A 21,165-nucleotide genomic window follows, 5' to 3' on the forward strand; every position below is an offset into this window, starting at 1 on the left:
AAAGTGCGGTACTCTCAGTTATCAGTGAAAAATCCCGGAGGATGGAAGCCATGAGGTGGCAACAACAAATTCGCGTCGTAACGGGCCTGAGTTGCTGGCAGATTGTTCTGCATCTGGCGGTTATCGCCCTTCTTGTCGCTGGCTGGCTTAGCGGCTCGCTGGTGCATGTCGGGCTCGGTTTATGCCTGCTTTACGGCGTAACGGTGCTGCTGATGGTGATGCTGCAACGCCACCAGGAGGGCATCTGGCGCGACGTGGGCGACTTCCTCGAAGAGCTCACCACCACCTGGTATTTCGGCACGTCGCTTATCGCGCTGTGGCTGCTTTCCCGCGTGCTGCACAACAACTGGCTGCTGGCGCTGGCAGGCCTCGCCATGCTGGCGGGCCCGGCGCTGGTCTCGCTGCTGGTAAAAGAGCGCAAGCGCCACTCAGGCGATTTTGCGTCGAAACATCGCGTAGGCCGCTGACCCCGTCGTGGCCGCTATCGCCAGTAGCGGCCACAAACTCCGCCAGATAATCTCCAGGCTCGCATCCTTCAGGTAAATCGCCTTCGTAATATCAGTGAAGTGACGGATCGGGTTAACCCAGGTCAGGTTTTGCAGCCACACCGGCATGTTCTCCACCGGCGAGACATACCCGGAGAGCAAAATAGCCGGCATCATAAAGACAAACACGCCGATAAACGCCTGCTGCTGTGTGGAGCAGAGCGCCGAAATCAGCAGCCCGAAGCCCACCAGCGAAAGCCCGTAAATCAGCATCGTAAAATAAAACAGCGCCAGCGAGCCGGAGAAGGGGATGTCATACCCCCAGATACCTGCGCCCAATACCACGGTGGCCTGAAAAGTGGCGACAATCAGCGCCGGCACTGCTTTGCCGACAAAAATCTGCCAGGTCGCCAGCGGCGAAACAAGCAGCTGGTCGAGCGTGCCCTGTTCGCGCTCCCGCGCCACCGAAAGCGAAGTGACGATCAGCACCCCGATAGTGGTTATCATGGCGATAAGCGAAGGCACCACGAACCATTTGTAATCAAGATTCGGGTTGTACCAGTTGCGCACCACCAGTTCGCTGTTGTTAGGCCTGGGTTTACCCTCCAGCAGCGCCAGTTGATAATCCTTTACGATCTCCTGCACATAGTTGGCGGCGATCTGCGCGCTGTTGGAGTTGCGCCCGTCGAGGATGATTTGCAGCGTAGCCGGCTCCAGACGAGAGAGCTTGCGTGAGAAATCCGCCGGAAAGCGAATCAACAGCAGCGCCTTTTGCGTATCGAGAGTAGGGCGAATTTCCTGCGCGCTGTTGAGCATTTTCACTTCGCTGAAGGCTTTTGCGCGCGCGAAGCGCTGCGTAAGCTCAATGGAATGCGCGCCGTTGTCTTCGTTATAAATGGCGATGGTGGCGTTAGTTACTTCAAGCGTGGCGGCAAACGGGAACAGCAAGACCTGAATCACCACCGGCACGATAAGAATGGCGCGGGTCTGCGGCTCGCGCAGCAGCGACTGCATCTCTTTGCGGATAAGCGTCCATAAGCGATAAAACATCCTGCCTCCTTAATCGAGACGCCGTTTCGTCTTAAGCCAGGTCAGCCCGATAAACACCACGGCTGAGGCCACCAGAAAGAGCGTATTCATCACCAGCACCGCCGGAATATTCCCGGCCAGAAACAGGCTTTGCAGCGTGTTGACGAAATAGCGCGCCGGAATAATGTACGTCACCACGCGAATGGCGGCGGGCATGCTGTCTATCTGGAAAATAAATCCTGAAAGCATAACGGAAGGTAAAAACGCCGCGTTCAGCGCCACCTGGGCGGCGTTAAACTGGTTGCGGGTCAGCGTGGAGATAAGCAGCCCCATTCCCAGCGTGCTGAGCAAAAACAGGCTGGAGAGCAGAAACAGCAGCAGCAAGGAGCCCCGGTAAGGCACATCAAGAATAAACACGGAAACCAGCATGCAAAGCAGCATCGCCAGCATGCCAAGAAAGTAATAGGGGATAAGCTTGCACAGCAGCAGTTCCGTGCGCGTCACTTCAGTGGAAAGCAAGGCTTCCATGGTGCCGCGCTCCCATTCCCGCGCCACCACAAGCGAGGTAAGAATCGCCCCTATCACCGTCATGATAATGGTCACCGCGCCGGGGATAATAAAATGCTGGCTAATGGCGGCGGGGTTAAACCAGTAGCGCAACTGTACGTCGATAAGCGGTTCGAAGCTTTCGCCCCGGTCCTGCGCGCGCTGCGCCTGCCAGATTTGCCATATTCCCTGTAAATAACCCTGGACGAAGTTGGCGGTATTAGGCTCGCTGCCGTCGGTTATCACCTGCACGGGGGCGGTTTCGTTGCTGCGCGCCATGCGGGCGGCGAAGTCGTTTGGGATCACCACGATGCCGCGGATTTTCCCTCCCTGCATCAGGTCGACCAGCTGCTGGCGGTTGCTGCTGATGGTGGGCGCGATAAACGGCGACGCGCTGACGGCATGGGAAAAATCCAGCGCCTCTTCGCTGCGCTCTTCCAGCAGCACGCCGACGTGCAGACGGCTTGAATCCAGGTTAATGCCGTAGCCGAAGATAAAAAGCAGCAAAAGCGGAATGACCATGGCGATAAGCCAACTGCTTGGGTCGCGCAGAATTTGCCGCGTCTCTTTAACGCACAGCGCCCGCACGCGCCGCCAGGAAAACGCCTGAGAATGCGCGCTCATTTCGCATGCTCCTTATCCCATTGCTCTATCAGCCGGATGAACGCCTGCTCCATGGTCTGATCTTCCTGCTCGCTCTGCGCCGCCTGGCGCTTGAGGGCGTCCGGCGTGCCCTGGGCGATAAGCTGCCCGTGATAGACCAGCCCGATGCGATCGCAGTACTCCGCCTCATCCATAAAATGGGTCGTCACCATCACCGTTACCCCTTTTTCCACCATGCTGTTGATGTGCAGCCAAAACTCGCGGCGGGTAAGCGGGTCTACGCCCGATGTCGGCTCATCCAGAAAGAGAATATCCGGCTCGTGCATTAACGAGCAGGCGAGCGCCAGCCGCTGTTTGAAGCCGAGCGGCAGGGCGTCGGTGGGCTGGCGGAAAATCGCGTTCAGGCCAAACGCCTCGCTCATGCTGGCGATTTTATCGTTCTGCGCCCGGCCGCGCAGGCCGTAAACGCCGGAGAAAAAGCGCAGGTTCTGTTCTACCGTCAGGTTGCCGTAAAGCGAAAACTTCTGCGCCATGTAACCGAGATGCTGACGCGCTTTGCCGGAGCTGGTTTTGAGATCCATATCCAGCACCAGCGCTTTGCCCGACGTCGGCACCAGCAGGCCGCACATCATTTTGAAGGTTGTCGATTTGCCCGCGCCGTTTGGGCCGAGCAGCCCGAAAATTTCGCCGCGCTGCACGGTGAAGCTCACATCATCGGTGGCGGCGAAATCGCCGAACTTTTTCGTCAGATTGCGCGCTTCGATAACCGTTTCTCCCGCGTTGCCTTCCACGGTATGCAGAATGGCGCCGAGGGGCGATTCACGCGAACCGGCGCCGCCCAGCAGATCGATAAACGCGTCTTCAAAGCGGGGTGCGGTCTCTTCAAGGGTTATCCCGGGCAACGCCTGCCCGAGCGTCTCTGTCTTTGCGTTTTGGCGTAAAATCAGGCGCACCGAGCGCCCCTGAATCATGCCGTCGCTCACTTCCGGGCGCTTAAGCGCCTGCTGCAACAGCTGGCGATTGCCGACCGCGGCGCTGTTCATTAAAAAACTGCGGCCGGCCATCTGCTGCGTCAGTTTTTTCGGTTCGCCCTGGTAAAGCAGCTCTCCTTCATTCATCAACAGCACGTCGCGACACTGCTCTGCTTCATCCAGATAAGAGGTGCTCCAGAGGATAAGCATCCCTTCGCCGGCCAGCTCATGCACCATCTGCCACAACTCGCGCCGCGAAATAGGGTCTACCCCCACGCCCGGTTCATCCAGCAGCAAGACCTTCGGCTGGCCCACCAGCGTACAGGCGAGGCCGAGTTTTTGCTTCATGCCGCCGGAAAGTTTGCCCGCCAGCCGCCCGGTAAAGGGCGCGAGCGCGGTAAATTCCAGCAGCCGGGCGAACGTTTCCCGGCGCGCTTCGCCGGTGACGCTGCGCAGATCGGCATACAGATTCAGGTTCTCAAGCACCGTTAAGTCTTCATAGAGGCCGAATTTTTGCGGCATATAGCCGAGCACGGCGTGCAAAGCATGGTCGTCGCGTACCGGATCCAGCCCTGCCACCTGCGCCTCGCCCTCATCCGGGCGCAAAAGCCCCGCCAGCATGCGCATAAGCGTGGTTTTTCCGGCGCCGTCCGGCCCCACAAGACCCGTCACGCCGCCCGGCCGGATTTGCGCATCCAGCCTGGCGACAGCAGGTTTTTCCATCCCCGCAAAGCGTTTAACCAGCCCGCGCAGGCGAATGGCGTTCTCAGCGGCGTTCATCGCGCGCTCCGTCGCTGAAGGCGATGGTCACCGGCATCCCCTGGCGCAGCGCGCCATCCGCATCGGCGACAATAATGCGCAGGCGATAAACGAGATCGGTGCGCAGGTCCGGCGTTTCCACGGTTTTTGGCGTGAACTCGGCGGTGGGGGAGACAAAGCCGATTTTGCCGTGGTAAGGCTTGTCGGGACGGCTGTCGGTGTAAATCAACACGTCGCGCCCCGGCTGCGCCTGGCTCAGGTTTACCTCATCGACATAGGCGCGCACCCAGACCGGATGCGTCAGCGAAACGGTCAGCACGGCGCCGCCTGCGTTCAGCATGGTGCCAGGCTCCACGGCGCGCGTCAGCAGTACGCCGTCGGAAGGGGAGAGCAGTTGCGTATCTTGCAGGTCAAGTTTCGCCTGGGCGAGCTGCGCCTGCGCCTGTTGCAGGCTTGCCTTTGCCTGGGCTATCTCCTGTGGACGGTTGCCGGCGCGAAACTGGCTTAGCTTATCCTGCGCCGATTTCAGCTGCGCCTGGGCCTGGTCGCGGGTGGAGCGGGCGTTTTCCAGGTCATTGGCGGAAATCACGCGGCTTTGCCACAGCCCCTGCTGGCGCTGTAAAAAGTTTTGCGCGTAGTCGTAAGCGGCCTGCGCCTGGCGCACCGCCGCCGCGGCCTGCGCTATCTCTTCTGCGCGATAGCCTTCCATCACCAGGTCATATTTCGCCTGGGCGGTGGCGACATTGGCTTCTGCCTGCAACAGCGCGTTTTCGTAAGGCGCTTTATCCAGTTCGCCCAGTTTTTGCCCGGCTTTTACCGTGTCGCCTTCGTCCACCGCCAGCGCGTTAAGCCGCCCGCCAACGCGAAAGCTCAGGTTCACGGTGCGGATATCGACGTTGCCATACAGCGTAAGTGTCTCAGGGTGGCGGCTTTCGTACCAGCGCCAGCCTCCCCAGGCCGCTGCCAGCGCCGCCAGCACGATTAACGCAAGCCACAACGGCTTTTTGTTTTTCATGGTTTCTCTCCTTGCGTCAGACCCAGCAGGATCCAGTCGATATGGCGCGCCACCACCCGGTGAATGCTCGCCGCTTTCTCTTCGTCAAACTGCGACCAGCCTGCGCGCAGCAGAATGGTTTCCCGGCCGAGGCGAAAAGCGAGAATTTCGCCAAGCAGCGCGTGGGTATGCAAAATGGTTTCTGTCGCCTGCGCGTCGCAGCCGGTATAGCGGGCAATCAGCCGGGTAAGATGCTCATGCAGCGGGGCGATCACCTGCGTATGCACTAACTGGTAAGCGGCGGTCGGCGAGAGCTGCTCGCGGGAGATAAATTTGCTGATGTTGAGCGTGTCATCGGCGGTAAGCAGGCGGATCATCTGGCGGCAGGCGTCGTCTATCAGGGCGCGAATCGCGGCTTTATCCGGCGACGGCTCGCGGAGCAGCGCATCAGCGGCCTCGGCCTGTGGATGAAAGTTGCGGCTGATGAAGTCCGCTATCCACTGCGCTGAAGCCATATAAAGATCTTCCTTCGAGCCGAAATAATAGGTGATGGCGGCGATGTTTTGCCCGGCGGCGGCGGCGATGTCGCGTGTTGTCGCATGCAGGCCATACTCGCCGAACTGGGCGATGGCGGCGGCAATAAGCTGGTTTCGCGCCTGCTCGCCGCGCAGGGTTGAAGGGGATGACGCGCTATTCATCGAACACCATAAAGTTAATCAATCGATTGATTAAGTTTATGCTTATCTTTTAACCGCGCCAGAGCGCCAGTAAATTATTTTGCAAAGCCGGGCGAATGTGAGAATTTATGCGGCGCCTCACAAAAACTGCTACACTCCGCCCCTTCACGACATTGTGGTTTGTGTCCCGCTCCGGCCAGACGGCCATTCGACTCCCTGAAACTACACCCTCTGCGGTCGGGACGAGTCAGGATTAAATATGTCTTTCGATTCACTTGGTTTAAGCCAGGAAATTCTTCGCGCGGTTGCCGAACAGGGCTACCACGAACCGACCCCTATCCAGCGCCAGGCGATCCCTGTCGTGCTGTCCGGCCGCGATCTGATGGCGAGCGCCCAGACCGGCACCGGTAAAACGGCGGGCTTTACGCTGCCGCTGCTGCAACGTCTTACCCAGAACGAACCGCACGCCAGGGGCCGTCGCCCGGTGCGCGCGCTGATCCTCACCCCAACCCGCGAGCTGGCGGCGCAGGTGGGCGAAAACGTTCGCGATTACAGTAAATACCTTGATATCCGCTCGCTGGTGGTGTTTGGCGGCGTCAGCATTAACCCGCAGATGATGAAGCTGCGCGGCGGCGTTGACGTGCTGGTGGCGACGCCGGGCCGTCTGCTCGACCTCGAACACCAGAACGCGGTAAACCTGAGCCATGTGGAAATTCTCGTGCTCGACGAAGCGGACCGCATGCTCGACATGGGCTTTATCCACGACATCCGCCGCGTGCTGGCGAAGCTGCCGGCGAAGCGCCAGAACCTGCTTTTCTCCGCCACCTTCTCCGACGACATTAAAGCGCTGGCGGAAAAGCTGCTGCATAACCCGGAAGAAGTGGAAGTGGCTCGCCGCAATACCGCTTCTGAACAGGTTTCGCAGCAGGTGCACTTCGTTGATAAGAAACGCAAGCGGGAGCTGCTCTCTTATCTTATCGGCAAAGAGAACTGGGAGCAGGTGCTGGTCTTTACCCGCACCAAGCATGGCGCTAACCACCTCGCCGAACAGCTTAACAAAGACGGCATTCGTTCCGCTGCCATTCACGGCAATAAAAGCCAGGGCGCGCGCACCCGGGCGCTGGCGGACTTTAAGTCCGGCGACCTGCGCGTACTGGTGGCGACGGATATCGCCGCCCGCGGTCTGGATATTGAAGAGCTGCCGCACGTGGTGAACTACGAGCTGCCGAACGTGCCGGAAGATTACGTGCACCGCATCGGCCGTACCGGCCGCGCTGCCGCCACCGGCGAAGCGCTGTCGCTGGTTTGCGTCGACGAGCATAAACTGCTGCGCGATATCGAACGCCTGCTCAAGCGTGAAATTCCGCGCCTGGCCATTCCGGGCTTTGAGCCGGACCCGAGCATTAAAGCGGAGCCTATCGTCAATGGTCGCCAGCAGCAGCGCGGCGGTCGTGGACAGGGCGGCGGCCGCGGTCAGCAGCAGCGCCGCGAAGGCGGAGAAAACGCGAAGCCCGCAGGCGAGCGCCCGCGCCGCCCGCAGGGTGACAATGCGAAGCCCGCAGGCGATCGTCCGCGTCGTCAGAGCGCAGAAGGAAAGCCCGCAGGCGATCGCCCGCGTCGCCTTGGCGATAACGGCGCGCGTACCGGCGGCGAAGGCGCCCGTCGTCGTCGCGCGCCGCGCAAACCGTCCGGCGAATAATTGCCAGACGTTGCCAGTCCGCTGCGGGGTAGCTAACATACCCCGCAGTCTGTTTTGCGAGCCTCCCTCATGATCGATAAACACTCCACGGTTCCGGTGTACCTCCAGCTTGAAGCTTTCCTGACGGCGCAAATCCAGTCCGGCGCGCTGAAGCCTGGCGACGCGCTGCCTTCTGAAATGGCGCTCTGCCAGCAGTTTGGCATTGCCCGCATGACGGCGCGCAAAGCGGTGGATTACCTGGTGCGCCAGGGCAAAGTGGAGCGTCGTCGGGGGCAGGGAACCTTTGTCGCCGAAGAGAAAGCGCCGCTGCGCATTGCGCTGCCGCTGGACCGCCATCTTACCTCCAGCGAAGCGATAACCGCCCTGAACGAACCTGTGGTTAACCGGCTTATCTGCCTTGAGCGCCAGGCCGCAAGCCGCGAGCTTGCCGGACAGCTTGGCATCCGCGCGGGCGACGAGGTGTGGTTTATGGAGCGTTTGCGACTGGTGGGCGAAGTGCCTTTCGTCTTTGAGCAATCCTGGATGGTGTGCGATCTCTTCCCTGATCTGAGCGCGGCGGATCTGAACGCATCGAAATACGCTTATATCAGCCGTAAAGGTTTCCACGTTGCCCGCAGTGAAAAGCAAATTCGCGCCGAACTGCCTGCCCAGCGGGTGCGCGATATGCTCGGCATAAAACGCGAAGAGCCTGTGCTGCACGCCACCTCGCTTGCCTGGCTTAGCGCCGGACGCCCCTTCGAAGTCTCTGAAATCTATTACAACCAGCAGCATTACGTTTTCACTATCACCGCTGAACGTCCCTGACCTTTACCCCGCCGACTTGTGACCCGCTTCATGTTCTCAGCTTACTTGTATAGACAACTATACAAGTAAGGGCGTTATACTCCCTGCATGCGTTGAGCCTCTTTCCACTATTCAGGGATAAGCATATGAGTCGTGCAGGCGAGTTTGTTCAGGATTTGGGTAAGGCATTGATGATGCCCATTTCGGTTATCGCCGCAGCGGGGATCTTTTTAGGTCTGGCTGCGGCGCTGCAAAACCCGGCTATCGTGGGCGAAGGGATGATTCATGCCCAGGCGATGCAGCAGGTGATTGGGTTTATCCGTAAAGTCGCAGGGGCGTTGTTCGCCAACCTGCCGTTGCTGTTCGCCATTGCCGCCGCCGTCGGGCTGGCGCGTGATGAAAAGCCTACCGCCGCGCTTGCCGCCGTGATCGGCTTTATCACCTTGCATGTGGGGGTTAACTTCAGCCTTACCGCGCAGGGACTCACGCCAGAGACCACCTCGGTAAGCGCGTTTATGGCCAAAGGCTATAGCCAGACGGAAGCGGTGATGTATGCCGCCGAGTTTGCCAATACGCTTGGCATTTTTTCTTATCAGATGAGCGTGCTGGGCGGGGTGGTCGCCGGGATCGTCACGGTATTGCTGCACAACCGCTTCTATACCATTCAGCTTCCTGCGGCTATCGCCTATTTCGGCGGTCGCCGTTTTGTTCCCATCATCACCGTTATCGTTTTGCCTGTCGTCGGGCTGGCGCTCTCTTTTATCTGGCCGCTGATCGCCGGAGCGATTATTCGGCTGGGCGAGTTTATCGGCCAGTCCGGCGCGGCGGGCACCTTTTTCTATGCGTTAACCGAACGCATTCTGATCCCAACCGGTCTGCACCACATTCTTAATGAAACCGTGCGTTTTACGCCGGTGGGCGGCATGGTGCATGTGGATAACGAAAGCATCATCGGCGCGCTGAGCATCTTTAACTTCGCGCTGGCCCACCCGGGAGAGCTTGCGGATAACGTTGTGCGCGAAGCCACGCGCTTTCTCGCGCAGGGCAAAATTCCGGTGATGATGTTTGGCCTGCCCGCCGCAGCGCTGGCGATTTGCCGCTGCGCGAAGCCGGAACACAAGCAGCGCGTTAAAGCGCTGATGATGGCGGGGGCGCTCGCCTCTTTTACCACTGGCATTACCGAGCCGCTGGAGTTCAGCTTTATCTTCGTCTCGCCGCTGTTGTTTATCTTCCATGCCGTGATGACGGGCCTGTCGTTCGCCCTTTCGCAACTGCTGGGCGTAATGATTGGCAACGTACAGGGCGGCCTCATCGACTTTATCGTCTTCGGCGTGCTTGGCGGCGCCAAAACGGCCTGGTGGTTCAGCCTGATGCTCGGCGCCATCTGGTTCCCGGTTTATTACTTCACTTTCCGGTTCATCATTCTGCGCACCAACGCCCGTACGCCCGGACGGGAAGAAACGCGCGACGCGCCTGAGGCGGCGCTGGCGGGCGCGGGCAATGGCGAAACCGCGCTCATCATTGAGGGGCTGGGCGGGCGCGACAACATCAAAGCGGTGGACTGCTGCTTCACCCGGCTTCGCGTGAAAGTGGCGGATATGCAAAAAGTGCAGGAACCCGCCCTTAAGCAGAGCGGCGCCAGCGGCATTATCCGCGCCACGCAGAATGATATTCAGGTTATCTATGGGCCGCAGGTGGAAAGCATCGCCACAGCGGTAAAACAAAATCTACTCGTCCAACAGTCGTAAGAGAGCCGTAACATGAAAAAAACCTTCAATATTGTTTTAGTCGGTGGCGGATCCACCTGGACGCCAGGATTGCTGAAAGCGCTGTGCAAGCTCAAATCGCGCCTGCCGCTCAATAAGCTGGTGATGTTCGACGTCAATGCCGAACGCCAGGCGGTAATCGGCGAGTATGCCAAGGTCCTGTTTCGTGAAGAGTACCCGGAAGTGAACTTCACTTACACGACGGATAAAGACGAGGCGCTGCGCGACATGGACTTCATCTTCTGCCAGATGCGTACCGGCGGCTATGCCATGCGCGAAAAAGATGAAAAGATCCCGCTGAGCCTTGGGGTGATTGGCCAGGAGACCTGCGGCCCGGGCGGTTTCGCCTACGGCATGCGCTCTATCGGCGATATGATCGCGCTGGTGAACGACGTGCGCGAGCGCTCGCCGGATGCCTGGATCCTGAACTACACCAACCCGGCGGCTATCGTTGCCGACGCCCTGAAAAAAGTTTTTCCGCAAGATGAGCGCATCATCAACATTTGCGACCAGCCGGTAAACCTGCTGCGCTCCTACGGTCGTTTGCTGGGGCGCGACCCGGAAACCTTCGACCCGGTCTATTTCGGCCTTAACCACTTCGGCTGGTTTACCCATCTCTATGATGAAACGGGGCAGGATCTGGTGCCGGAGCTGAAGGCGATTATTTCCAATAACGGCTTTAAGCCGGTGGATGCCGAGCAGCGCGACGCCTCCTGGCTGGAGACCTACGCCACCGTGGCCGACATGCTTAATGATTTCCCCGATTATTTGCCGAACACCTATTTACAGTACTACCTCTACCCGGATTACAAACTCAGCAAGCTCGACCCGAACTACACCCGCGCCAACGAAGTGATAAACGGCCGCGAGAAACGCGTATTCGATGAATGCCGCACGGCAGTGGCGGAAGGCACCACCAAAAATGTCCATGTGGTGCATAACGACGCGCACGGCGACATGATTGTCGAACTGGCGGAATCCATCGCCTTTAACCTGAAGAAGAAGTTCATCGTGATGGTGGAAAACAACGGGCTGGTGGCGAACCTGGATGACGACGTGATGGTGGAAGTGGCGGCTGAAATGGGCGCTAATGGCCCGCGTCCGTTCGGCGTTGGCAAAATACCGACCTTCTACAAAGGGATGATTGAGCAGCAGTTCGCCTATGAACGGTTAACGGTGGAGGCGTATCTGGAAGGTTCTTATACCAAAGCGCTGATGGCGCTGACGCTCAACCGCACGGTCGTGGATGCGAAAAAAGCGCGTAAGGTGCTGGATGCGCTGATTGAAGCGAATAAGCAATACTGGCCTGCGTTAAAGTAACCGGCTTATTACCGGGGTCAGAAACAGGGATACGGTATCAGGCTTTGCGGTTTAGCGCGCAAAGCCTGACGGCGCGGCGGGCAAAAAAGGGTTCAGCCGCGCCGAAAAAAGTGCCACAATAGTGGCTGTTTATACAGTATCTGGTTTCCCCTCATGGCCCTCTCTGGCACGCAAAAAACGCAAATCGCCGCCTGGTATAAGGCGTTACAGCAGCAGATCCCGGACTTTATTCCGCGCCCCCCTCAGCGGCAGATGATTGCCGAAGTGGCGAAAACGCTGGGCGGCGACGAAGGGCGGCATCTGGCTATCGAGGCGCCGACCGGCGTCGGGAAAACCCTCTCTTACCTTATTCCTGGCATCGCTATCGCCCGCGACGAGCAAAAAACGCTGGTGGTGAGTACGGCGAACGTGGCGTTGCAGGATCAGATCTACAGCAAAGATTTGCCGCTGCTGCGCAAAATCATCCCCGAGCTGAAATTCACCGCCGCCTTCGGGCGTGGGCGCTACGTCTGCCCGCGTAACCTTGCGGCGCTTTCAACCGACGCCGCCGCGCAGGGCGACCTGCTGGCGTTTCTTGACGATGAGCTGACGCCCAACAGCAAAGAGGAGCAGCAGCGCTGTGCGAAGCTTAAGACGGATCTCGACAGCTATAAATGGGATGGCCTGCGCGACCACACCGACCAGGCGATAGACGACGCGCTCTGGGCGCGCCTCAGCACAGATAAAGCGAGCTGCCTTAACCGCAACTGCCATTACTACCGCGAATGCCCGTTTTTTGTGGCCCGCCGCGAAATTCAGGAGGCGGAAGTGGTGGTCGCCAACCATGCGCTGGTGATGGCGGCGATGGAGAGCGAGTCAGTATTGCCGGAGCCGAAAAACCTGCTGCTGGTGCTGGATGAAGGCCACCATCTGCCCGACGTCGCCCGCGATGCGCTGGAGATGAGCGCGGAGATCACCGCGCCCTGGACGCGGCTGCAACTCGATCTCTTCTGCAAACTGGTCGCCACCTGCATGGAGCAGTTCCGCCCGAAAACCGTGCCGCCGCTGGCGGTGCCGGAACGTCTGGCGGACCATTGCGAGCAGGTTTATGAGCTTATCGCTTCCCTTAACCGCATCCTTGCGCTTTACCTGCCGCCGACGGATGAGAGCGAGTTCCGTTTTCCCATGGGCGAACTGCCGGAAGAGGTGATGACGATTTGCCAGCAGTTGGCGAAGCTGACGGAAACGCTGCGCGGCCTGGCGGAGCTGTTCTTAAACGATCTGAGCGAGAAAACTGGCAGCCACGACGTGGTGCGCCTGCACCGGGTGCTGTTGCAGATGAACCGGGCGCTGGGCCACTTCGAGGCGCAAAGCAAGCTGTGGCGGCTTTCCGCCATGGTGCAGGCTTCCGGCGCGCCGGTCACCAAATGGGTAACGCGAGAAACCCGTGACGGGCAGCCGCATATTTTCTTCCACTGCGTCGGCATCCGCGTCAGCGATCAGCTGGAAAAGCTTATCTGGCGGCAGGTGCCGCATGTGGTGGTCACCTCCGCTACGCTGCGCTCGCTGAACAGCTTCAACCGTTTGCAGGAGATGAGCGGGCTGAAAGAGAAGGCAGGGGACAGGTTTATCAGCCTTGATTCGCCCTTCAACCATATCGAACAGGGTAAAATTGTGATCCCGCGCCTGAAGCACGAGCCGCTGATGGAGCACGAAGCACAGCACCTTGCCGAAATGGCCGCCTTTTTCCGCGCCGAGCTGGCGAAGGGCGAGCATAAAGGCATGCTGGTGCTGTTTGCCAGCAACCGGGCGATGCAAACCTTTTTAAGCTTTGTGCCCGACCTGCGCCTGGCGCTGCTGGTACAGGGCGACCAGCCGCGCTACCGGCTGGTGGAGTTGCACCGCAAGCGGGTGGAGCAGGGCGAAACCAGCGTGCTGGTAGGGCTACAGTCTTTCGCTGAGGGGCTTGATTTAAAAGGCGAGCTGTTAAGCCAGGTGCATATCCATAAAATCGCTTTCCCGCCGGTGGACAGCCCGGTGGTGGTGACGGAAGGAGAGTGGCTGAAAAGCCTCAACCGCTATCCTTTTGAAGTGCAGAGCCTGCCCGCCGCCTCGTTTAACCTCATCCAGCAGGTCGGCAGGCTTATCCGCAGCCACGCCTGCTGGGGCGAAGTGGTGATTTACGACCGTCGTCTGCTCTCGAAAAGCTATGGCAAGCGTCTGCTGGACGCGTTGCCGGTATTTCCCATTGAGCAGCCCGACGCGCCGGAAGTCAAAAAAACGGCGGGGGCGAAAAAGCCTGCCGCCGCGCGCAAAGGCGCAGCGGCAAAGCGGCGAAAAGCTTACTGATACGTAAAGGTGACCAGCAAGGTGCTTAAAAAGGTTCCCGCCTTCATCGTCTGGCTGGTTCGCAGATAGCGGGCGCTCAGTTCATAGGTGGCGCTGTGCTCAAGAGGGTCGACCATTTCAATAAGCGGCGAGCTGTTCGGCATAATATAAATTGACGTTTTATCGTTCTTTACCTGTAACCCCAGCCCCTCTCCCGTGCCGCTGTTGAGAAAAGTATTCAAGCCGTTGGGATCCGTCTCGCCGTTGAAAGTGGCGTTGACCATGGTAACGGATTCGGGGCAATTTTTAATATCCAGCGTAAAAGGCACCCAGGGGCCACGGTCGTTGATGTCGGGGTAATCGGCGGTAAGCGCTTCGCCCATCTCCACCGTCTTGTTCTGGCTTGCCGCGTCCACCACGCAGGTGCTGGCGGTGATCGAGCCGGTGAGCTGAACGGTAATATCCACGGCCAGCAGCGGGCAGGTAAAAACCAGCGTTAACAACGCGATAAGAAATTTCATCGTCATCTCCTTATCGGTAGGCCACGGTGATGGTGAACACGCTGTTGGCGACCCCTGGCGTCACGCTGCTGGCGATCTGGTAATACTGGACGGCGAAAAGCATATTCAGCGTGCCATTCTCCTGGGTTATCTCTCCCACTTTGGTATATTGCCCAAAGTTGGTATCCTGGCCGCCCGTCAATACCTTCACCCCGATGCCTGTGGCTACTCCCGGCTCTTGCGTAAGCTTAATGGTTGAGGTGCTGCCGCTGTCGTAGCCGTTTGCGCTCGCCACCTTAACGCCCACCTCCACCGTGTTGTCGCAGGTGGCGCTGATAATAAAGTTTTTCCAGTTAGTATGGCTGCCGACGCCGGTAAATTGTGAAACCGTAAAATCGCCGAGCGTGATGTTCAGGCTTTGCGGACTAACGGAACACGTCACCATTTTAAACGTCACGTTGCCGGCATAGGAGATGGTGTTGGGCGCGCCAATCGGGGCGCGGCCAAAGACGCCGATACCAAACTGGGTTTGCGACTGCTGCAATGTGCCCGGCCTGATGTCTTCGGAAATTTTTACCAGCGCCAGCGTGACGTTAAAGTTATAGCTATTTTGCCCATCGCTGGAGACATAGCCGAGGGGCGTATTGCGGGTGTCGCAGCTCACGCCACCGCCAATAATGCGCTGCCCTTTATCGTTAATCAGGGCGATGCCGATCCCCGCCACGCCGGTGTGGTAAACGCCGGGAAAGCCCGCCACCTCGCCGCCGTTGCCGTAGTAGCAGCCGATAATCACCATGCCTGAATAATTCTCGGCGCAGGAGCCGTGAATATTTACCGTTTCGTCGCTGCCGGGGATTATCGAGCCTACCGGCAAATCGCTGGTCACCGCGGTAGAGGCGATGGCGATGGTGTAGGGCAACATCGGCGCGGTGCAGGCCGCTTTGGCGTCCGGCATAAATAAAAGGCCGCCAGCCAGCGCCAGCAGCGTGCAGAAATAATGAATGGCTCGCATAGTCAATATTCTCGTCACCGCGTCAGTCGCACTGCGCGGAAAGGTTAATAAACGGGTTGTCAGCCTGCGCCGCAGGCAGGGTCCAGCTGGCTTCGCAGCGCTGGTCAGGGCGACTACCCCAGCTCACCCGCAGGGTGCCCTGCGGCTTCACGCCGGTCAGGTAAACCTGGCCGTCCTCTCCGACGATAAACGCTTCCGGCTCCCCGGCCTGGCTGGCGGTCGCGCCAAACGGCACCGGCATGCCGTCCGCCCGCCGCAGCGTCATCAGCACGCGCTCGCCCACGCGGGTATCAAAACTGGCGCGCACTACGGCGCCGCGGGTCGGCGTTACGGTCTGTACGGCCTGGGTGACGTCGGCGTCGCCAGGCAAGGTTTCGGTATCCAGCGCCACCGTGTTGCGGCGATACGGGCTGATAAAAGGCACGATGGTGTAGCCCCGGCCATCGGTTTTTACCCCGGTCTGGTTGCTGATGGCGGTGTCGTGCGTGCCGGCCGCCGCTACCAGCGCCACCGTTTCCCCAAGCGGCTGGCCGAAGGTGACGCCGCCGGCATGGGCGATGATCCCGCCCTGCACGCCGTAGCTAAGCTGCCGCTGGCTGCTGTCCTGGCTGTAGCCAGCGCTCAGCTCGCCGTAAGCCGCTTTGTAGTCGGCGTTAAGCGAGGTGCTTTGCGAGGCGCCATCGCTGCCGCGGCTCTGCTGCACGCTCCAGTTGAGGCTGTTATCCGCAAACGCCGTGCCGTTGAGGCCGATATTTTGCGTGGTTCCCTGTTTGCTCTGGCTCTGGTTGTAGCTCGCCCAGGTGTTGGGCAGCCAGCGCTCCAGCGGCACCGACAGGCTTAATGAGACGATCCGCTCGCTCTCCATCTCGCGCTCGCCGCCTTGCATGGCGTTGCGGTTCAGGCTGTAGTTAAGCGAATAGCTAATTCCGCGCCAGCTGTTGTTGTAGCCCAGGCTGAGCGAGGCCATCGCCTGCGGGCTGTTCCAGTAGGTCTCTTTCACCAGGCTTGCGTTAAGCGAACCCAGCGCATCGCCAAGCGGCTGGTCGATGGTCAGCTCTTCGCGGCTGCGCCGACGCGCCGGGGCGGTCCACAGGTTGTCAGAACGCCTGGCGTCGAAAACGTCCTGCATGGCGTAATAGCCCGCCGTGTTGTAGCGATAGCCTGCGACCGAGAGCGTGGTATCGGTGAGCGCGAAATTTTTGCTGTAGCGCGCCCGCCAGGAGCGACCTTCCCGCGTCTCGCCCGTAGAAAAGCGGGAGGCGGCGTTGGTCACATCCAGCGACAGCGCGCCGAAATCTCCCGCGTTTTTACCGATACCCAGCGCCAGCGCGTGGTAAGGCTGGCTTGCCTGCACACCGCCATAAAGCGTAAAGCCGTGCGGCAGGCCGTAAATCGCCGTGCCCTGGAGAAAGGGCGTCGGCACTACCTGATCGTCATACGACCGGTAGCGGCCGCCGGTGAGGCTGTATTTTAAGCGTCCTTCGCGCTGCAATACCGGCACGGAAGCGTAGGGCACCACGAAGTGCTGTTCGCTGCCGTCAGTCTCTTTTACCGTCACGTAGAGATCGCCGCTGCCGCCGCTGGGGTAGAGATCGTTAATCTCAAACGCGCCGGGGGCGACGCTGTTCTGGTAAATGAGGTAGCCGTTCTGGCGGATCGTCACCTGGGCGTTGCTGCGGGCGATGCCGCGCACCACCGGGGCATAACCGCGCAGGCTGTCCGGCAACATTTCATCGTCTGAAGCGAGCTGCGCGCCGGTAAACGGAACGCTGTCGAACACATCCGCCGGGGCGTTGCTTTGCCCGAGCGTAAGCTCGCTTTTCAGCGACAGGATGTCGCGCTGCGCGTAGGTGTAAACCGGGGAAAAATCCGTTTGCGTTCCCTGTGCGGTTTCGTTGCGGCTCCAGGTAGAGTAGTTGCGAAAGCGCCACGGCCCGATGTTGACGCCGGGGCGCAGGTTTGCATAAAGGCTGCTGCTGTCGGCCGCGTCCGCCGTCAGCGCTTTCTGCTGGCTGCCGTTGAGGCTGTAGTTAAACAACAGCGCGGTAATGCCTTCGTCAAACTCTTCCTGCGGCACATAGCCGCGCGGCACGTCGCCCAGCGCGCTCTGCGGAATGCTGAGCAGTAGCTGCTGCTGGCTGATTTTAAAACTGGCGCTGGCGGACGGGATGGCCGACAGGTCGGCGCACTCGGCCGGTTCGCGCAGCGCCGGAAATTTATCCGTCTGCACGCCAAGGCTTTTCAGATCGTCCGTCGACAGGCAGGGCTGTAATGCGCTGCTGCCGTCGGGCGCGGTTTTTAGCGTAAAGACCACTTCGCGGGAATCGATACGGTTATTATTTACGTAAATCTCAACGCGATATTTTCCCGGTGCCTGGCCGGGGCCGTTTTCATAAAGCGAGAGATCGGTTTTTCCCTGGTTCGGGTTATCAATATCCAGCAGCGCCGGATTAAAATAATCCTCTGCCCGCGTTTGCCCTGTTGATAAGCCCGCGCAAATGCAGGATATCAATAAGGCGAGATGGCGGGCGCGCAAACGCGCTGACCGTCGGGCTTTATTGAGGATCATAATAATTACCAGATTAGTGATGGAATAGAGTCAGGGTAAAATTACCCGTTCTGCGACCAGCTCTTACTCACGGCGCCATAATCATTAATAATTTTCCAGGAAACCGAATTAAGGCTGGCGCTGCTTTTTAAAGGAAAGCGGCTTTCCCCTTTTGGCACTGCATAATTCACGTCGTTGACTTTATTGCCATTAACCGTGACGCTGTAGAAATTCATATAAAAGGGAGTGGGGTTTTCAACCACCAGAGTATTTCCCTCTTTGCGCCAGTGTAATTTATCGGCTGCCTCTTCAGGCTTGCCTGAAATTCCGTGCGGACGGTAAATTAATTTAATCCGCGTTTTAATGGCGATTTGCAGGCTATTAACGCTTTCCATTTTTTTGGCCGAGGGGATCGCTTTAACGTTAAGCCAGTAGAGCGACTCGCGGTCTTCCGGCAGGGTGCCGCCAGTACGCACCACGCGCAGCGTGTTATCCTGGTGCGCCTCCATGCGGAACAGGGGCGGCGTAACCATAAAGGGCGCCTTTTCCCCGCCCTGTTCGTCGCTGTCTACCCAGGACTGGAGCAGGTAATTAATATCATCGTTATTGACGACCGAAATTGGCGCCTCTTTTTTATCACCGTTATAAACAAGACGCGTGCCGCCAACCACAACGCCAGCCTGCGCTGCTGTCGCAGCCATTAATAATGCAGAGACAATAACTATTTTACGCATGGTGAATTCCACTTAATTTAATTAAGGCTATTAACTACCGGGCGATAGTTAATAGCCCGAGGAGGGAGTTTAGTTATAGGCAACCGTAAAGGTTGATGAAGCGTTGGCCGTGCCTGCCGTCACCGTGGCGTCGGTCTGAATATAACGCGCGCCGAAGGTCAGGTTATTTGTCGTGGTGCCTGTTGTCAGCGCATAATCCGCCGAGGCGGTATACAGATTTAACGGCGCGCCGGTGGAGTCCAGCAACTGGACGCCTACGCCGGCGGCCACGCCGGTACCCGCGGTCAGCGCCAGGACATTGGTATTACTGGTGTCTGCCGTGCCGCCAAAGGTAATAGAGGCTTTAGTGACGGTTACCGGGCAGTTTTTTAGCTGCAACGAAAATGTCGTGCTGTTTGCCGAGGAGCCTACGCCAGTAAACACAGTTTTAGATATTTTACCTAAATCCACGGTCAGCGGGCTGCTCTGGGTATTCACCACGTCACAGCCGGATTCAAGTATTTCGCCGGTAAAGTTGACCTGGCCTTCACCCGTTGTCACCGCGAACGATGACACAGAGCAGCATGCCATTCCGGCAACGGCGGTAGTTAACAAAATTCTTTTCATCATTAATCCTGAATAAAGAGATGAACTGCACCTTAAATATTTAAGGCATGAATTGTTTCGCTGCTAAATATGCCGTTATGAGGATTAATGTACAATTTATGAACGCTTAATCATTCTTTTAGTGAATACTTATTACGTTAATGAAGTGTTGATTAATACGCATTTATTACGTGCATAATAAAGCGAGTAATGATGCAGTCGCTTGTGATATAAGACTTTTATCGCGCATCAGAAAAAAAGCAGGTTAAATGCCAGCGGTGCGAAAGGTCAGAACGTTGCGCTGGAATCATTGATTGGGTCTATATTCAGGCTGTGAGACAGAGGAGAGAACGATGGATTACCGTGCGATTATCAAAGAGGTTGGCCGGGGGAAGAATCACGCCCGGGATCTTGATTTCGATGCTGCCCGCAGCCTTTACCATCACATGCTGAATGGCGACGTGCCGGAGCTGGAGATGGGCGCTATCCTTATTGCGCTGCGCATTAAAGGGGAAGGCGAGGCGGAAATGCGCGGTTTTTACGAGGCGATGCAGCAGCATATGATGCGCCTGACGCCGCCCGTCGCCAAACCGATGCCCATTGTTATTCCAAGCTATAACGGCGCGCGCAAGCAGGCGAACCTGACGCCGCTGCTGGCGATGCTGTTAAGCCGCCTCGGCTTTCCGGTGGTAGTGCATGGCGTAAGCGAAGATCCAACGCGGGTGCTGACGGAAACCATTTTTACCCTGATGGGCATCGAAGCCACCCATCATGCGGGCCAGGCGCAGGCGAAGCTTGAAGGTCCCCGCCCGGTCTATATCCCGGTCAGCGCGCTTTGTCCGCCGCTGGAAAAACAGCTTGGCATGCGCTGGCGGCTCGGCGTTCGCAACAGCGCCCACACTCTGGCGAAGCTCGCCACGCCTTTTGCCGAAGCGGCCGCGCTGCGGCTTTCCAGCGTTTCGCATCCGGAATATGTCGGCAGAGTCGCCACCTTTTTTACCGATATCGGCGGGCGGGCGCTATTAATGCACGGCACCGAAGGGGAGGTTTACGCCAACCCGCAACGCTGCCCGCAAATGATGCTGATTAATGAATCAGGCCAGCAGGTTCTGTGTGAACGCGAAACCGCCACGGACGCGGCGGCCTTGCTTGCGTCAAAAGAAGCGCAGGAGACGGCGCGCTGGACCGAACGCTGCGCCGCCGGGCTTGAGCCAGTGCCGGAGGCGATGAAAACGCAGCTCGCCTGCTGCCTGGTCGCCACGGGCGAGGCGGCGGACATGGAAGCGGCGCGCAAGAGAATTAACGAAACGTTCTGAGCGTAACGACGCCGTCAGGCGTCAGAAAGATGAAGCCCGCCGAAAGGCGGGCTAAGCATGCGACGATTATTTATAGATGGTGGCGGTGCCGAACATATGATTTTCACCGCTGGCAGATTCCACAACATACGCCTTTGCCCCTTCCTGCCGCGCTTTTTCGGCAAGTTTCTCTTCAAGATCGTCCAGATTTCGGGCGCCTTGCGCAGATACGGTGCCTGCCGGGCGCAACTGTTGATTGTTATCCAGCAGTTGCGGAGCCGAAAACGCAGAAAAAGAGAGTGTGGCGAAAGCCAGTCCGGCGCAGAGCGATAGCACATTTTTCATTTTGACCTCCTCCCGGGAGAGACGACAAGACACAACGTCAGCCATCTAAGTGTAGGAAGGGTATGAAACGCCATCGCCGCAAAAAATTGATGGTGAATAGCTTATTTTTTGAACGATATATCCTGAAGTTTTTTTACGCGAAGTTTTGAATAAAGGTTCTTTTATTTCAAGAGTTTGTTCTTGATGCATTCGTTGGCGAAAATAAAA

At 58.3% G+C, this 21,165-nt stretch carries 18 protein-coding genes; 7 read left to right on the forward strand and 11 right to left on the reverse strand.

Features of this window, described 5'->3' with window-relative positions; genetic code table 11:
- Positions 1 to 50: 50 nt before the first annotated feature.
- Complete coding sequence (locus DW56_RS16930; RefSeq protein WP_024552798.1) at positions 51 to 467, forward strand: YbhQ family protein; 417 nt, start codon at positions 51 to 53, stop codon at positions 465 to 467.
- On the opposite strand, the gene DW56_RS16935 is transcribed toward DW56_RS16930, so the two are convergent.
- Genes DW56_RS16935 through cecR form a run of 5 tightly spaced genes read right to left on the reverse strand, consistent with a single transcriptional unit; the run spans position 429 to position 6,085 of the window.
- Positions 429 to 1,535 carry an ABC transporter permease gene (locus DW56_RS16935; RefSeq protein WP_024552799.1) on the reverse strand — a complete coding sequence of 369 codons (1,107 nt, stop codon included), beginning with the start codon at positions 1,533 to 1,535 and terminating at the stop codon, positions 429 to 431. The genes DW56_RS16930 and DW56_RS16935 overlap by 39 nt on opposite strands.
- A 9-nt stretch (positions 1,536 to 1,544) precedes the next feature.
- Positions 1,545 to 2,684 carry an ABC transporter permease gene (locus tag DW56_RS16940; protein ID WP_024552800.1) on the reverse strand — a complete coding sequence of 380 codons (1,140 nt, stop codon included), beginning with the start codon at positions 2,682 to 2,684 and terminating at the stop codon, positions 1,545 to 1,547.
- Entirely contained in the window at positions 2,681 to 4,414 is a 1,734-nt protein-coding gene (locus DW56_RS16945; RefSeq protein ID WP_024552801.1) for an ATP-binding cassette domain-containing protein, read from the reverse strand. The genes DW56_RS16940 and DW56_RS16945 overlap by 4 nt, the downstream gene beginning before the upstream one ends.
- Positions 4,401 to 5,408 (reverse strand): secretion protein HlyD, encoded by a 1,008-nt coding sequence (hlyD, locus tag DW56_RS16950; RefSeq protein WP_024552802.1) that lies wholly within the window; start codon positions 5,406 to 5,408, stop codon positions 4,401 to 4,403. Before hlyD ends, DW56_RS16945 begins: the two co-directional genes overlap by 14 nt.
- On the reverse strand, positions 5,405 to 6,085 hold the full coding sequence (cecR, locus tag DW56_RS16955; protein WP_029590043.1) for a transcriptional regulator CecR: 681 nt from the start codon (positions 6,083 to 6,085) through the stop codon (positions 5,405 to 5,407). Before cecR ends, hlyD begins: the two co-directional genes overlap by 4 nt.
- A gap of 238 nt (positions 6,086 to 6,323) precedes the next feature.
- Here cecR and rhlE point away from each other — a divergent pair, with 238 nt between their 5' ends.
- The 5 genes from rhlE (at position 6,324) to dinG (ending at position 13,960) form a co-directional block, all read left to right on the forward strand.
- Complete coding sequence (gene rhlE, locus DW56_RS16960; protein ID WP_024552804.1) at positions 6,324 to 7,763, forward strand: ATP-dependent RNA helicase RhlE; 1,440 nt, start codon at positions 6,324 to 6,326, stop codon at positions 7,761 to 7,763.
- Positions 7,764 to 7,832: 69 nt separating this feature from the next.
- Positions 7,833 to 8,567: a GntR family transcriptional regulator gene (locus DW56_RS16965; protein WP_024552805.1), complete on the forward strand. Its 735-nt coding sequence runs from the start codon at positions 7,833 to 7,835 to the stop codon at positions 8,565 to 8,567.
- 125 nt (positions 8,568 to 8,692) lie between these two features.
- Complete coding sequence (locus tag DW56_RS16970; protein ID WP_029590046.1) at positions 8,693 to 10,294, forward strand: PTS transporter subunit EIIC; 1,602 nt, start codon at positions 8,693 to 8,695, stop codon at positions 10,292 to 10,294.
- Between the two features lie 12 nt (positions 10,295 to 10,306).
- Complete coding sequence (locus DW56_RS16975; RefSeq protein ID WP_024555134.1) at positions 10,307 to 11,632, forward strand: 6-phospho-alpha-glucosidase; 1,326 nt, start codon at positions 10,307 to 10,309, stop codon at positions 11,630 to 11,632.
- Positions 11,633 to 11,785: 153 nt separating this feature from the next.
- On the forward strand, positions 11,786 to 13,960 hold the full coding sequence (gene dinG, locus DW56_RS16980; RefSeq protein WP_024555133.1) for an ATP-dependent DNA helicase DinG: 2,175 nt from the start codon (positions 11,786 to 11,788) through the stop codon (positions 13,958 to 13,960).
- On the opposite strand, the gene DW56_RS16985 is transcribed toward dinG, so the two are convergent.
- The 5 genes from DW56_RS16985 to DW56_RS17005 all read right to left on the reverse strand — a co-directional run bounded on the left by DW56_RS16985 (position 13,954) and on the right by DW56_RS17005 (position 19,339).
- Positions 13,954 to 14,460 carry a fimbrial protein gene (locus DW56_RS16985; RefSeq protein ID WP_024555132.1) on the reverse strand — a complete coding sequence of 169 codons (507 nt, stop codon included), beginning with the start codon at positions 14,458 to 14,460 and terminating at the stop codon, positions 13,954 to 13,956. The genes dinG and DW56_RS16985 overlap by 7 nt on opposite strands.
- Before the next feature lie 10 nt (positions 14,461 to 14,470).
- Positions 14,471 to 15,451 carry a fimbrial protein gene (locus DW56_RS16990; protein ID WP_024555131.1) on the reverse strand — a complete coding sequence of 327 codons (981 nt, stop codon included), beginning with the start codon at positions 15,449 to 15,451 and terminating at the stop codon, positions 14,471 to 14,473.
- 22 nt (positions 15,452 to 15,473) lie between these two features.
- Positions 15,474 to 18,020 (reverse strand): fimbria/pilus outer membrane usher protein, encoded by a 2,547-nt coding sequence (locus tag DW56_RS16995; protein ID WP_024562204.1) that lies wholly within the window; start codon positions 18,018 to 18,020, stop codon positions 15,474 to 15,476.
- 41 nt (positions 18,021 to 18,061) lie between these two features.
- Positions 18,062 to 18,733, reverse strand: coding sequence for a fimbrial biogenesis chaperone (locus DW56_RS17000; RefSeq protein WP_024555129.1), 672 nt, complete (start codon positions 18,731 to 18,733; stop codon positions 18,062 to 18,064).
- Between the two features lie 69 nt (positions 18,734 to 18,802).
- Positions 18,803 to 19,339: a fimbrial protein gene (locus DW56_RS17005; protein WP_029697481.1), complete on the reverse strand. Its 537-nt coding sequence runs from the start codon at positions 19,337 to 19,339 to the stop codon at positions 18,803 to 18,805.
- 332 nt (positions 19,340 to 19,671) lie between these two features.
- Between DW56_RS17005 and ybiB the strand changes: the two genes are divergently transcribed.
- On the forward strand, positions 19,672 to 20,634 hold the full coding sequence (ybiB, locus tag DW56_RS17010; RefSeq protein WP_024555126.1) for a DNA-binding protein YbiB: 963 nt from the start codon (positions 19,672 to 19,674) through the stop codon (positions 20,632 to 20,634).
- Between the two features lie 66 nt (positions 20,635 to 20,700).
- Here the strand turns inward: ybiB and bhsA are convergent, their stop codons facing one another.
- The gene (gene bhsA, locus DW56_RS17015) at positions 20,701 to 20,958 is read right to left on the reverse strand and encodes a multiple stress resistance protein BhsA (RefSeq protein ID WP_024562203.1); all 258 of its coding nucleotides are present in this window, start codon (positions 20,956 to 20,958) and stop codon (positions 20,701 to 20,703) included.
- Positions 20,959 to 21,165 lie beyond the last annotated feature (207 nt).

This window comes from Franconibacter helveticus LMG 23732, from assembly GCF_000463115.2.
Lineage (GTDB): Bacteria > Pseudomonadota > Gammaproteobacteria > Enterobacterales > Enterobacteriaceae > Franconibacter > Franconibacter helveticus.